The sequence below is a fragment of the Pseudomonas corni genome (assembly GCF_057128765.1).
Genome location: NZ_JBSKHW010000015.1, coordinates 1 through 13,785, shown reverse-complemented (window position 1 = coordinate 13,785; position 13,785 = coordinate 1). Strand labels below are relative to the sequence as shown.

Annotated in this window: 9 protein-coding genes and 4 tRNA genes; all 13 read right to left on the bottom strand. The window is 53.7% G+C overall.

All coding sequences use genetic code 11. The features are described 5' to 3' along the window. Position 1 precedes the first annotated feature (1 nt). Complete coding sequence (gene rpoC, locus ACWKV9_RS21275) at positions 2-4,201, bottom strand: DNA-directed RNA polymerase subunit beta' (protein WP_483838098.1); 4,200 nt, start codon at positions 4,199-4,201, stop codon at positions 2-4. 63 nt (positions 4,202-4,264) lie between these two features. Further along, positions 4,265-8,338, bottom strand: coding sequence for a DNA-directed RNA polymerase subunit beta (rpoB, locus tag ACWKV9_RS21270; RefSeq protein ID WP_483838097.1), 4,074 nt, complete (start codon positions 8,336-8,338; stop codon positions 4,265-4,267). A gap of 220 nt (positions 8,339-8,558) precedes the next feature. Beyond that, positions 8,559-8,924, bottom strand: a complete 366-nt coding sequence (rplL, locus tag ACWKV9_RS21265) for a 50S ribosomal protein L7/L12 (RefSeq protein ID WP_268798246.1) — start codon at positions 8,922-8,924, stop codon at positions 8,559-8,561. A 77-nt stretch (positions 8,925-9,001) separates the two neighbouring features. Then, entirely contained in the window at positions 9,002-9,502 is a 501-nt protein-coding gene (gene rplJ / locus ACWKV9_RS21260; protein WP_331185423.1) for a 50S ribosomal protein L10, read from the bottom strand. Between the two features lie 195 nt (positions 9,503-9,697). Then, on the bottom strand, positions 9,698-10,393 hold the full coding sequence (gene rplA / locus ACWKV9_RS21255) for a 50S ribosomal protein L1 (protein ID WP_483838096.1): 696 nt from the start codon (positions 10,391-10,393) through the stop codon (positions 9,698-9,700). Further along, positions 10,393-10,824, bottom strand: a complete 432-nt coding sequence (gene rplK, locus ACWKV9_RS21250; RefSeq protein ID WP_065833634.1) for a 50S ribosomal protein L11 — start codon at positions 10,822-10,824, stop codon at positions 10,393-10,395. The genes rplA and rplK overlap by 1 nt, the downstream gene beginning before the upstream one ends. A 119-nt stretch (positions 10,825-10,943) precedes the next feature. After that, complete coding sequence (gene nusG, locus ACWKV9_RS21245; protein ID WP_003317113.1) at positions 10,944-11,477, bottom strand: transcription termination/antitermination protein NusG; 534 nt, start codon at positions 11,475-11,477, stop codon at positions 10,944-10,946. Between the two features lie 9 nt (positions 11,478-11,486). After that, positions 11,487-11,855, bottom strand: coding sequence for a preprotein translocase subunit SecE (gene secE / locus ACWKV9_RS21240; protein ID WP_483838095.1), 369 nt, complete (start codon positions 11,853-11,855; stop codon positions 11,487-11,489). Positions 11,856-11,900: 45 nt separating this feature from the next. Continuing rightward, positions 11,901-11,976, bottom strand: a tRNA-Trp gene (locus ACWKV9_RS21235). A 183-nt stretch (positions 11,977-12,159) separates the two neighbouring features. Next, positions 12,160-12,235, bottom strand: a tRNA-Thr gene (locus ACWKV9_RS21230). A gap of 26 nt (positions 12,236-12,261) precedes the next feature. After that, a tRNA-Gly gene (locus ACWKV9_RS21225) sits at positions 12,262-12,335 on the bottom strand. Between the two features lie 26 nt (positions 12,336-12,361). Continuing rightward, positions 12,362-12,446 (bottom strand) — tRNA-Tyr (locus tag ACWKV9_RS21220). A gap of 213 nt (positions 12,447-12,659) precedes the next feature. Beyond that, positions 12,660-13,625, bottom strand: coding sequence for a bifunctional biotin--[acetyl-CoA-carboxylase] ligase/biotin operon repressor BirA (gene birA, locus ACWKV9_RS21215; protein ID WP_483838094.1), 966 nt, complete (start codon positions 13,623-13,625; stop codon positions 12,660-12,662). Between the last annotated feature and the right edge of the window lie 160 nt (positions 13,626-13,785).

Genomic DNA, 13,785 nt, shown 5'->3' with positions numbered 1-13,785 from the left:
CTCAATTACTGCTGGAGTTCAGCGCTTCAGTCAAAGCTGCTTCGACTTCACTTGCACTGACACGCAATGGCTTATCGACTTCACGACGACGCTTACGCTCGCTGTGATACGCCAAGCCAGTACCTGCGGGGATCAAACGACCCACAACCACGTTCTCCTTCAGGCCGCGCAAGTAATCGCGCTTGCCAGTTACCGCTGCCTCGGTCAGTACGCGAGTCGTCTCTTGGAAGGACGCTGCGGAAATAAACGATTCAGTCGACAACGACGCCTTAGTGATACCAAGCAACACACGGGTGAACTTGGATACAAACTTCTCGTCTGCAGCCAAACGCTCGTTTTCTACCAGTACGTGAGTCAGCTCCATCTGGTCGCCCTTGATGAAGGTTGAATCACCCGACTCGGCAATCTCGACCTTACGCAGCATCTGACGAAGAATCGTTTCGATGTGCTTGTCGTTGATCTTAACGCCTTGCAGGCGGTATACGTCTTGGATCTCGTTGACGATGTACTTGGCCAACGCACTGACACCCAGCAAACGCAGGATGTCGTGCGGATCGCTAGGACCGTCGGAGATGACTTCACCGCGGCTCACTTGCTCGCCTTCGAAGACGTTCAGGTGACGCCACTTCGGAATCAGCTCTTCATACGGATCGCTACCATCGTTCGGCGTAATAACCAGCCGGCGCTTGCCTTTGGTCTCTTTACCGAAAGCGATGGTGCCGCTGACTTCAGCCAGAATCGAGGCTTCTTTCGGACGACGCGCTTCAAACAAGTCGGCAACACGTGGCAAACCACCAGTGATGTCACGAGTCTTCGAAGTTTCTTGTGGGATACGAGCGATGACGTCACCGACACCTACCTGCACACCATCCGCTACACCGACCAGGGCGTTGGCTGGCAAGAAGTACTGAGCAGGTACGTCAGTACCCGGCAGCAACAGATCCTTACCGTCGATACCAACCATCTTCACCGCAGGACGAATATCTTTGCCTGCAGCAGGACGGTCCTTGGCATCCAGCACTTCGATGTTGGTCAAACCTGTGAGTTCATCGGTCTGACGCTTGATCGTAATGCCTTCTTCCATGCCTACGTAGGTCACGGTACCTTTCATTTCGGTAACGATCGGGTGAGTGTGCGGATCCCATTTGGCAACGATAGAGCCAGCATCGACCTTATCGCCTTCCTTCACCAGAATTACCGCACCGTACGGCAGCTTGTAACGTTCACGTTCGCGACCGAATTCGTCCGCGATAGCCAGTTCGCCGGAGCGGGATACCGCTACCAGGTGACCGTCAAGACGCTCAACATGCTTCAGATTATGCAGGCGAACGATACCGCCGTTTTTCACCTGAACACTGTCCGCAGCGGAGGTCCGGCTTGCCGCACCACCGATGTGGAACGTACGCATCGTCAGCTGAGTACCTGGCTCACCGATCGACTGAGCGGCAATAACGCCCACAGCTTCACCGATATTCACCTGATGACCCCGAGCCAAATCACGACCGTAGCACTTGGCGCAGATGCCGTAGCGTGTTTCACAGCTGATTGGCGAGCGCACGATCACTTCATCGATGCTGTTCAGCTCAATGAACTCGACCCACTTCTCATCGATCAACGAACCCGCAGGAACGATGACTTCGTCGGTACCTGGCTTGAATACGTCACGAGCGATAACTCGACCCAATACGCGCTCACCCAGCGGCTCAACTACGTCACCACCTTCGATGTGCGGCGTCATAACCAGACCGTGTTCAGTACCGCAGTCGACTTCAGTCACTACCAGATCCTGAGCCACGTCTACGAGACGACGAGTCAAATATCCAGAGTTCGCGGTTTTCAACGCGGTATCCGCGAGGCCTTTACGAGCACCGTGAGTGGAGATGAAGTACTGAAGTACACTCAAGCCTTCACGGAAGTTCGCTGTGATCGGCGTTTCGATGATCGAGCCATCCGGCTTGGCCATCAAACCACGCATACCCGCCAACTGGCGAATCTGTGCAGCCGAACCCCGGGCGCCCGAGTCAGCCATCATGTACATCGAGTTGAAGGATTCCTGATCAACCTCGACACCGTGACGGTCGATGACACGTTCTTTGGACAAGTTCGACATCATCGCTTTCGAGACTTCGTCGTTTGCCTTGGACCAAAGGTCGATCACCTTGTTGTACTTCTCGCCCTGTGTAACCAGGCCCGACGCGTACTGGCTTTCGATCTCTTTAACTTCTTCGGTTGCGGCATCGATGATGCGAGCTTTCTCATCCGGGATAACAAAGTCGTTAACGCCGATGGAAACGCCCGAGATCGTTGAGTAGGCAAAACCGGTGTACATCAACTGGTCAGCAAAGATGACAGTCTCTTTCAGGCCAACCACGCGATAGCACTGGTTGATCAGCTTGGAGATCGCCTTTTTCTTCATCGGTTGGTTGACGACGTCGTACGACAGACCCTTCGGCACAACTTGATACAGCAGCGCACGGCCCACAGTAGTGTCGACAATACGGGTGCCGCTGACGCTACCACCGTCACGGTCGTTGACCGTTTCATTGATCCGCACTTTGACCTTGGCATGCAACGCGGCTTCGCCGGCGCGGAATACGCGATCAACTTCCTGCAGATCCGCGAACACACGACCTTCGCCCTTGGCGTTGATCGCTTCACGAGTCATGTAGTACAGACCCAATACAACGTCCTGAGAAGGAACGATGATTGGTTCACCGTTCGCTGGAGACAGGATGTTGTTGGTCGACATCATCAGCGCGCGGGCTTCGAGCTGAGCTTCCAGCGTCAACGGTACGTGTACCGCCATCTGGTCGCCGTCGAAGTCGGCGTTGTACGCAGCACAGACCAGAGGGTGCAGCTGGATAGCCTTACCTTCGATCAATACCGGTTCAAACGCCTGGATGCCCAAACGGTGAAGAGTCGGTGCACGGTTAAGAAGCACTGGGTGTTCGCGAATCACTTCGGCAAGAACATCCCAAACCTCTGGCAGCTCGCGCTCGACCATCTTCTTGGCAGCTTTGATGGTGGTCGCGAGGCCACGCATCTCCAGCTTGCCGAAAATGAACGGCTTGAACAGTTCCAGGGCCATCTTCTTCGGCAGACCGCACTGGTGCAAACGCAGGGTCGGACCAACGGTAATTACCGAACGACCGGAGTAGTCAACGCGCTTACCGAGCAAGTTCTGACGGAAACGACCTTGCTTACCCTTGATCATGTCAGCCAGGGATTTCAGAGGACGCTTGTTGGAACCAGTAATAGCGCGGCCACGACGACCATTGTCGAGCAACGCATCGACGGCTTCCTGCAACATACGCTTTTCGTTGCGCACGATGATGTCCGGAGCGGACAGATCGAGCAGACGCTTCAAGCGGTTGTTACGGTTGATCACTCGACGATACAGGTCGTTGAGGTCGGAAGTCGCGAAGCGACCGCCATCCAGAGGGACCAGTGGACGCAGGTCCGGCGGCAGAACCGGCAGAACGGTCAACACCATCCACTCAGGCAGGTTGCCGGAACCCTGGAAGGCTTCCATCAACTTCAGGCGCTTGGACAGCTTCTTGATTTTTGTTTCGGAGTTGGTTTGCGGAATTTCTTCGCGCAGACGGCCAATCTCGTGCTCAAGATCGATAGCGTGCAGCAGCTCACGAACAGCTTCGGCACCCATGCGGGCGTCGAAGTCATCGCCGAACTCTTCCAACGCCTCGAAGTACTGCTCGTCATTGAGCAGTTGACCTTTCTCCAGAGTGGTCATGCCCGGATCGATAACGACATAGCTCTCGAAGTAGAGAACTCGTTCGATATCACGCAGCGTCATGTCCATCAGCAAGCCGATACGGGACGGCAGCGATTTCAGGAACCAGATGTGAGCAACCGGCGAAGCGAGCTCGATGTGAGCCATGCGCTCACGGCGAACCTTAGCCAGGGCGACTTCAACGCCGCACTTCTCGCAGATCACACCACGGTGCTTTAAGCGCTTGTACTTACCGCACAGGCACTCGTAATCCTTGACCGGGCCAAAGATTTTGGCGCAGAACAGGCCATCACGCTCAGGTTTGAACGTACGGTAGTTGATGGTTTCCGGCTTTTTAACTTCACCGAACGACCATGAGCGGATCATCTCAGGTGAAGCCAATCCGATACGGATGGCGTCGAACTCTTCGACTTGACCCTGGTTTTTCAGCAAATTCAGTAGGTCTTTCAAGGCCTTTCCTCCTGGCGGAGCAGAGGGCAGTCGTACAGACCCACCCTCGATTCACGTCACGTGTTATTCGGTTTCCAGATCGATATCGATACCGAGTGAGCGGATTTCTTTGATCAACACGTTGAAGGACTCGGGCATGCCCGGCTCCATGCGGTGATCACCGTCCACGATGTTTTTATACATCTTGGTACGGCCGTTCACGTCGTCCGACTTCACTGTGAGCATTTCTTGCAGCGTGTAAGCCGCGCCATATGCTTCCAGCGCCCAGACCTCCATCTCACCGAAACGCTGACCACCGAACTGCGCCTTACCACCCAGCGGCTGCTGGGTAACCAGGCTGTAGGAACCAGTGGAACGCGCGTGCATCTTGTCGTCCACCAAGTGGTTCAGCTTCAGCATGTACATGTAGCCAACAGTAACCGGACGCTCAAACTTGTTGCCGGTACGGCCGTCGAACAACTGCATCTGTCCGCTTTCTGGCATGTCAGCCAGCTTCAGCATGGCCTTGATTTCGCTTTCCTTGGCACCGTCGAATACCGGGGTAGCCATCGGAACGCCGCCACGCAGATTCTTTGCGAGATCCAGAATTTCCTGATCGGACAAATCTTCCAGACTTTCCTGGCGGCCACCGATTTCGTTGTAAATTTCATTCAAGAACTTACGCAGGTCGGCAACTTTGCGCTGTTCTTCGATCATGCGGTTGATCTTCTCGCCCAAACCTTTGGCTGCTAGGCCCAAGTGAGTTTCGAGAATTTGACCGACGTTCATACGCGAAGGTACACCCAACGGGTTGAGGACGATATCGACGGGCGTGCCATTGGCATCGTGCGGCATGTCTTCAACTGGCATGATCACGGAGACCACGCCTTTGTTACCGTGACGTCCGGCCATTTTATCGCCTGGCTGGATACGACGACGGATGGCAAGGTACACCTTAACGATTTTAAGGACGCCAGGAGCCAGATCATCGCCCTGCTGCAACTTGCGTTTCTTATCTTCGAACTTGTCGTCCAACAGACGGCGGCGGTCAACGATGTAAGCCTGAGCCTTTTCGAGCTGCTCGTTCAACGCATCTTCAACCATGCGCAGCTTGAACCACTGACCATGTTCAAGACCGTCAAGAACTTCGTCAGTGATTTCCTGGCCTTTCTTCAGACCAGCACCACCTTCGGCAACACGACCGACCAAAGCAGAACGCAAGCGCTCGAATGTCGCGCCTTCAACGATGCGGAACTCTTCGTTCAGGTCTTTACGGATTTCGTCGAGCTGAGTCTTTTCGATAGACAGTGCACGAGCGTCACGCTCTACACCATCACGCGTGAAGACTTGAACGTCAATGACAGTACCTTTGGTACCTGTAGGTACGCGCAGGGATGTGTCTTTAACGTCACTCGCTTTTTCGCCGAAGATTGCACGCAACAGCTTCTCTTCAGGAGTCAGCTGAGTCTCGCCTTTCGGAGTGACTTTGCCTACCAGGATGTCGCCAGCGCCGACTTCAGCACCGACGTAAACGATACCGGCTTCGTCCAGCTTGTTCAGCGCTGCTTCGCCCACGTTGGGGATGTCAGCGGTGATTTCTTCAGGCCCAAGCTTGGTATCACGCGCCACACAGGTCAGTTCCTGAATATGGATCGTCGTGAAACGGTCTTCCTGAACAACTCGCTCCGACAGGCAGATCGAGTCTTCGAAGTTGAAGCCGTTCCAGGCCATGAACGCAATGCGCATATTCTGGCCAAGAGCCAGCTCACCCATATCGGTGGAAGGACCATCGGCCATGATGTCGCTGCGCTGAACTCGATCACCCTTGCTGACCAGCGGACGCTGGTTGATGCAGGTGTTCTGGTTCGAGCGGGTGTATTTGGTCAGGTTGTAGATATCGACACCGGCTTCACCGGTCTCGACTTCGTCATCTGCAACACGAACCACGATACGGCTGGCATCGACAGAGTCGATCACACCGCCACGACGCGCTACAACGCAAACACCGGAGTCGCGAGCAACGTTGCGCTCCATGCCAGTACCAACCAGCGGCTTGTCTGCGCGCAGGGTTGGAACAGCTTGACGCTGCATGTTCGAACCCATCAATGCACGGTTGGCGTCATCGTGCTCAAGGAACGGGATAAGCGAAGCCGCTACCGACACAACCTGCTTAGGCGAGACGTCCATCAACGTAACGTCTTCCGGTGCTTTCACCGTGAATTCGTTCAGGTGACGAACAGCAACGAGCTCGTCGATCAGCTGCTTCTTGTCATTCATTGCCGCAGAGGCTTGGGCGATGACGTGATCCGCTTCCTCAATAGCAGAAAGGAATACGATCTCGTCAGTCACCAACGCATCTTTTACCACTCGGTACGGGCTTTCAAGGAAGCCGTACTGGTTGGTGCGAGCATAGGCAGCCAAGGAGTTGATCAGACCGATGTTAGGACCTTCCGGCGTTTCGATCGGGCAAACTCGACCGTAGTGCGTCGGGTGTACGTCACGAACTTCAAAGCCGGCGCGTTCACGAGTAAGACCGCCAGGCCCAAGTGCGGAAACACGACGCTTGTGCGTGATCTCGGAGAGCGGGTTGTTCTGGTCCATAAACTGAGAAAGCTGGCTGGAACCGAAGAACTCTTTGACCGCAGCAGCGACTGGCTTGGCGTTGATCAGGTCCTGAGGCATCAGACCTTCACTTTCAGCCATAGACAGACGTTCTTTGACTGCACGCTCTACCCGCACCAAGCCCACGCGGAACTGATTCTCGGCCATCTCACCTACGCAACGCACGCGACGGTTACCAAGGTGGTCGATGTCATCGACGATGCCTTTGCCGTTTCGGATATCGACGAGCGTCTTAAGGACTGCGACGATATCTTCCTTGCACAACACACCCGAACCTTCGATTTCGGTACGACCGATTCGACGGTTAAACTTCATCCGGCCGACCGCAGACAGGTCATAGCGCTCTGGACTGAAGAACAGGTTGTTGAACAAAGTTTCTGCTGCGTCTTTGGTTGGCGGCTCGCCAGGGCGCATCATTCGATAGATTTCTACCAGCGCTTCCAGTTGGTTGCCGGTCGAATCGATCTTCAACGTATCGGAGATGAACGGGCCGCAGTCAATATCGTTGGTGTACAACGTTTCGATGCGAACTACCTGAGCCTTAGCCACTTTGGCCAAGATTTCGGTGTTCAACTCAGTATTGCACTCAGCGATGATTTCGCCGGTCGCAGGATGGACAATAGCCTTGGCAGTAGTGCGGCCCAGGACGTAGTCCAGCGGCACTTCCAGCTGCTTAATGTTGGCCTTTTCCAGCTGGTTGATGTGGCGAGCTGTGATACGACGACCTTGCTCGACAATTACCTTGCCTTTGTCATCCAGGATGTCGAGTACTGCAATCTCACCGCGCAGGCGCTGAGGCACCAACTCCAAGCTCAGGTTTTCGCCCTGAACGTGGAAAACGTTAGTGGTATAGAAAGCATCCAGGACTTGTTCAGTCGTATAACCCAATGCACGCAAAAGCACCGATGCAGGTAGCTTGCGACGACGGTCGATACGGACGAATACGCAGTCCTTTGGATCGAACTCGAAGTCCAGCCAAGAGCCGCGATAAGGAATGATCCGAGCGGAGTAAAGCAGCTTACCGGAGCTGTGAGTCTTACCACGGTCGTGATCGAAGAACACGCCTGGGGAACGGTGCAGCTGAGAGACGATAACGCGCTCGGTACCATTAATAACGAAGGTACCGTTCTCAGTCATCAGGGGGATTTCACCCATGTAGACTTCTTGCTCTTTAATATCTTTGATCGCTTTGTTCGACGATTCTTTGTCGAAAATGATCAGACGCACTTTAACCCGCAAAGGTACAGCGTACGTCACGCCGCGCAGCACGCATTCCTTGACATCAAAAGCCGGCTCGCCCAGACGATATCCGACGTACTCCAGCGCAGCATTGCCGGAGTAGCTGATGATCGGGAAAACGGATTTGAAGGCCGCATGCAGGCCCACGTCGCGGAACTGATCTTTAGTCGCTCCCGCTTGCAAGAATTCACGATACGAATCCAGCTGGATGGCCAGGAGGTAAGGCACATCCATGACGTCCGGCAACTTGCTAAAGTCCTTGCGGATACGTTTTTTCTCAGTATATGAGTAAGCCATCAGCGTTCCCCAGCTTGGTCACCTGCTTGTTTGGCCCCTCCCGACGGGAGCAGCCAGAAAATCTTGCAAACCCCTTGGTTTGCGCCACCGTTCGAGGTGGTTACAGCACGTTAGAGGCGCCGACCTAGCCGGCCGCCAATAACGGAAAAAGGCCGGTGGCAGAAGCCACCAGCCATCAGCCTTACGCGAGAAGCGCGGGCTGGAGACGCAAAGTCGATGCTTATTTCAGCTCGACTTTAGCGCCTGCTTCTTCCAAGGTAGCCTTGGCTTTGTCAGCTGCGTCTTTAGCAACAGCTTCCAGAACGATGCCTGGGGCGCCGTCAACTACAGCCTTGGCTTCTTTCAAGCCCAGACCAGTCAGCTCGCGTACAGCCTTGATGACGTTAACTTTCTTCTCGCCAGCTTCCAGCAGCATGACGTTGAATTCAGTTTGCTCTTCAACAACAGCAGCAGCAGCAGCTGGACCAGCCGAAGCTGCAGCAGCAGTAACGCCGAACTTTTCTTCGAAGGCTTTGATCAGCTCAACGACTTGCAGAACGGACATCTCGCTTACTGCGTTGAGGATATCGTCTTGAGAGATAGACATGAATCTAATTCCTGAATTGGGGACGGCCTACGCGACCATCGAAATAAACAAAAATACGCGATCGGAAGTGGCGAGCTTTACGCTGCAGCAGCTTCTTTTTGGTCGCGAATAGCCGCCAAAGTACGAGCCAATTTGCTGGTAGCGCCTTGAATCACGCTCATCAGCTGGGAAATTGCTTCGTCACGGGTCGGCAGAGTTGCCAGCACGTCGATCTGATTAGCTGCGAGGAACTTGCCCTCGAACGCAGCTGCCTTGATCTCGAACTTATCCTGACCTTTAGCAAACTCTTTGAACAAACGGGCAGCAGCACCAGGATGTTCGTTGGAGAACGCAATCAAGGTCGGGCCGGTGAACGCATCGTTGAGGACACTGTATTGAGTGTCAGCAACGGCACGTCGGAGCAGAGTGTTACGTACAACGCGTACGTAAACACCAGCTTCACGGGCCTCTTTACGGAGTCCGGTCATTGCGCCTACTGTCACACCGCGGGCGTCAGCCACAACAGCGGAAAGAGCGACTTTGGCAGCCTCGTTGACTTCAGCGACGATGGCCTTCTTGTCTTCGAGTTTAATTGCCACGGGTTTAACTCCTGCTTGTTACCGTTTCATCTGGCCGAAGCCAGATGTCGTTTTGGTGTCTGATTCGGTAAGGAACCGGGAGCACCATCTGCGTAGGCTTGAATTTTAAGACTTTCGCCGCCTACGGTCTTGGATAGCCCCCGCAAAGCAGGGACCCCAATTTGTGCAGGGCACGTTTACCATGCCATGCCAGTCTTACGCGTCCAGCGAACCTTGGTCGATGACCAAGCCCGGGCCCATTGTGGTGCTCAGGGTAACGCGCTTAACGTAAATACCTTTCGAGGAAGCAGGCTTGATTCGCTTGAGATCAGCGATCAGCGCTTCGACGTTTTCCTTCAGTTTGTCTGCATCAAAGCCGACTTTACCAACGGAAGTGTGGATGATGCCGTTCTTGTCGGTGCGGTAACGAACCTGACCAGCTTTAGCGTTCTTAACAGCTGTAGCGACGTCTGGCGTAACGGTACCGACTTTTGGGTTAGGCATCAGGCCGCGAGGACCTAAAATCTGACCCAATTGACCTACTACGCGCATTGCGTCCGGAGAGGCAATAACAACGTCATAGTTCAAATCGCCAGCCTTCATTTCGGCAGCAAGATCATCCATACCAACGCGGTCTGCGCCGGCAGCCAAAGCAGCTTCAGCAGCTGGCCCCTGGGTGAAAACAGCAACGCGGACAGTCTTGCCAGTACCATGCGGCAAAACGGTTGCGCTACGTACGACCTGATCCGATTTACGCGGATCGACACCAAGGTTCACAGCAACGTCCACGGACTCGCTGAACTTAACTGTCGACAACTCAGTCAGCAAAGCTGCCGCGTCAACAAAGCTGTAGGACTTGCCTGGTTCGATCTTGGCAGCAATTGCCTTTTGGCGCTTAGTCAGCTTAGCCATTACACACCCTCCACGTTAAGGCCCATGCTACGAGCAGAACCGGCGATAGTACGCACAGCAGCGTCCATATCAGCAGCAGTCAGATCGGCATTTTTTGCCTTTGCGATATCTTCGAGTTGAGCACGAGTGACAGTGCCGACCTTAACGGTGTTCGGGCGCGCTGAGCCACTGGTCAGGCCAGCGGCTTTTTTCAGCAGGACCGAAGCCGGGGTACTTTTGGTTTCGAACGTAAAGCTGCGGTCGCTATAAACAGTGATGATCACTGGAGTAGGGAGACCTGGTTCAATACCCTGTGTACGGGCGTTGAATGCCTTGCAGAATTCCATGATGTTCACGCCGTGCTGACCCAAAGCAGGACCGACTGGCGGACTTGGATTAGCCTGAGCGGCCTTCACTTGAAGCTTGATGTAAGCGGTAATTTTCTTGGCCATGAGGCACTCCAATTACGGGTTCAAACGCCTCGAAAGGCTCCCCGGTTACTTGCACGTATATCCCAGTGACGACAAAACCCCACAGCCCAAGGCTGCGGGGTATGGGATCTTCCGTTCAGTTATGCCTTTTCGACCTGACTGAACTCGAGCTCCACCGGGGTGGAGCGTCCGAAAATAAGCACGGCCACTTGAATCCGGCTTTTTTCGTAGTTAACTTCTTCTACGGTACCGTTGAAGTCAGCGAATGGCCCGTCGGTTACCCGAACCACTTCACCTGGCTCAAACAAGGTCTTAGGCTTGGGTTTATCACTGCCGTCAGCAACGCGACGCAAGATCGCCTCAGCTTCCTTATCAGTGATAGGAGCCGGCTTGTCAGCAGTTCCACCAATAAAGCCCATGACCCGCGGAGTATCCTTGACCAAATGCCAAGTACCCTCGTTCATATCCATCTGTACCAGCACATAGCCTGGAAAGAACTTACGCTCACTTTTGCGCTTCTGGCCGTTACGCATTTCAACCACTTCTTCAGTGGGAACCAGAATCTCGCCGAAGCCATCTTCCATGCCGGCTAGCTTTACTCGCTCGACCAGCGAGCGCATCACATGCTTCTCGTAACCCGAATAAGCATGAACAACGTACCAACGCTTAGCCACGGGACACCCTTAGCCAACAATCAAGGAAACAAGCCAGCCAAGCAGGGAATCTAAACCCCACAAGAGCAGCGCCATTACGAGAACCACAGCCACAACAATCAGAGTGGTCTGTGTAGTTTCTTGGCGAGTAGGCCATACGACTTTACGAATTTCGGCGCGAGCTTCCTTGGCCAACACAAAGAAAGCCTTGCCCTTGCCCGTTTGCAGCCCTACATAGGCGGCAACAAAAGCAATGGCAAGCAATGCGAGCACGCGATACAGGATTGGCTGCGCCGAATAGTATTGATTTCCGACGACACCCACTGCGATCAAAATGACTACTGCAAGCCATTTAAGGAGATCAAAGCGGGAGTCTTGGGCTTCAGCCTTTGGATTCATCTACTAAAATCCTGTGAAAAGAAAGCCAGATACATTTAGTGAATCTGGCAGGTCAGGAGGGAATCGAACCCCCAACCTACGGTTTTGGAGACCGTCGCTCTGCCAATTGAGCTACTGACCTAAAAGCAAAATCAGGCCGACCATTATGATGACCCAACAAGAACATTTCAACAGCTATCGACCTAAGCCAGCAATGGCCGCACTCAAATCGCTGTCGAGCCAGGAAAGAAGCGAGGCCTAACACCAACACGACCAAACCTGACACTCAAAACAAAGGCAGATACTTTCATATCTGCCTGAGTAATGGAGCTCTTGAGCGGATTTGAACCGCTGACCTCACCCTTACCAAGGGTGTGCTCTACCAACTGAGCTACAAGAGCAAAACACATTGCGCAATCAACAAACTTGGAGCGGGTGGCGGGAATCGAACCCGCATCATCAGCTTGGAAGGCTGAGGTTCTACCACTAAACTACACCCGCAAAACTTGCTGCTTACTCTCGAAATTTGGTGGAGGGGGAAGGATTCGAACCTTCGAAGTCGTAGACGTCAGATTTACAGTCTGATCCCTTTGGCCGCTCGGGAACCCCTCCTAAGCGAGGCAGCATTCTCAACTCATGCCACCCTTCTGTCAACCGTTTTCTCATAAAAAACCTGAGGTTACAAACGTTGACTACTGCTTCGCGGCGATTATAGTGCATCTCTCACTGCGAAGCGGGCGCCATTCTATGCAAACTAATCCGCAGTTGCAATCCCTTTTCATATCGCTGTATATTTTTTATTTATATTCTGGATTTCGATTGTGGCTAGTCCTTATCCGGATTTCTTAGCCGGAGACTTAATTCACCTCCGCTGAACACCCTCTCCTGTCCCCCCACCTCCAGACGCAGAGCGCCGGTCGAATCCACGCCCAAAACAACGCCTTGGATCTCAGCATGTCCGGCCAGCAAATTAACTTCAGCGCCCTGCCAGAGGTGCGATCGCTCCCATTCTTCTTGAAACCCCGCAAATCCCTGGACTTTGTGCGCACGCATGTAACTATCTAGGTTCGATGCCAGTGCTGAGACCACTAAATTACGATCAAACTCGTTGCCTGCTTCAATACACATCGACGTCCATGACTGATCAACCTCCGCCGAACTCCGCATGTTCACATTGATTCCCACACCAATGACCACATGACAAACATCTGCAGGATCTCCTGAAAGCTCCAGGAGGATGCCAGCCAGCTTGTGGCGGTTGACCAAAATATCATTCGGCCATTTCAAACCTGACGAGCTTATCCCTGCCTCTCTAAGAGTTTTAATCACGGCGAGCCCCACCAGAAGGCTAAGCCCTTCGAGTTGGCGCATACCCCCATCAATTCTCAAAGCCAGACTGAAGTAAAGGTTCTCACCAAAAGGGCTGACCCACTTCCGACCGCGCCGCCCCCTCCCGGCGGTTTGCTGCTCCGCCAACACGAGAAGGGGGAGGGTATGTCCACTGCCTAGTAACCGCATTGCTTCAGCATTAGTCGATCCGACGCTTTCATATACTTGTACGGTCCACTTAAGCTTGGAAAGGACTAGCGCAAGGGATTCAGCGTCCAATAGGCGCACAGGACTTGCCAAGCGATAACCACGCCCGCGAACCTTATGGATCACGATGCTGAGCTCAGCTTCGGCCTGCTGAAGCTTTTTCCAAACAGCGGCCCTACTGATCCCAAGTGCGGCGCCTAATGTTTCTCCCGAATGAAATTCGCCATCTCCAAGAAGCTTTAACAATGTATGCATAGCGTCAGCCCTTCTACCAGGTTCGCATCTTAGCCATCTGCGTTGGGCAATCAAGCCGCTAGCTCCGTGCCAGGACTTTTAGACGCCCAAAACAAAACCCCTCACCGCGTAAGCGATGAGGGGTTTCGGAATTTAATCTTGACGATGACCTACTCTCACA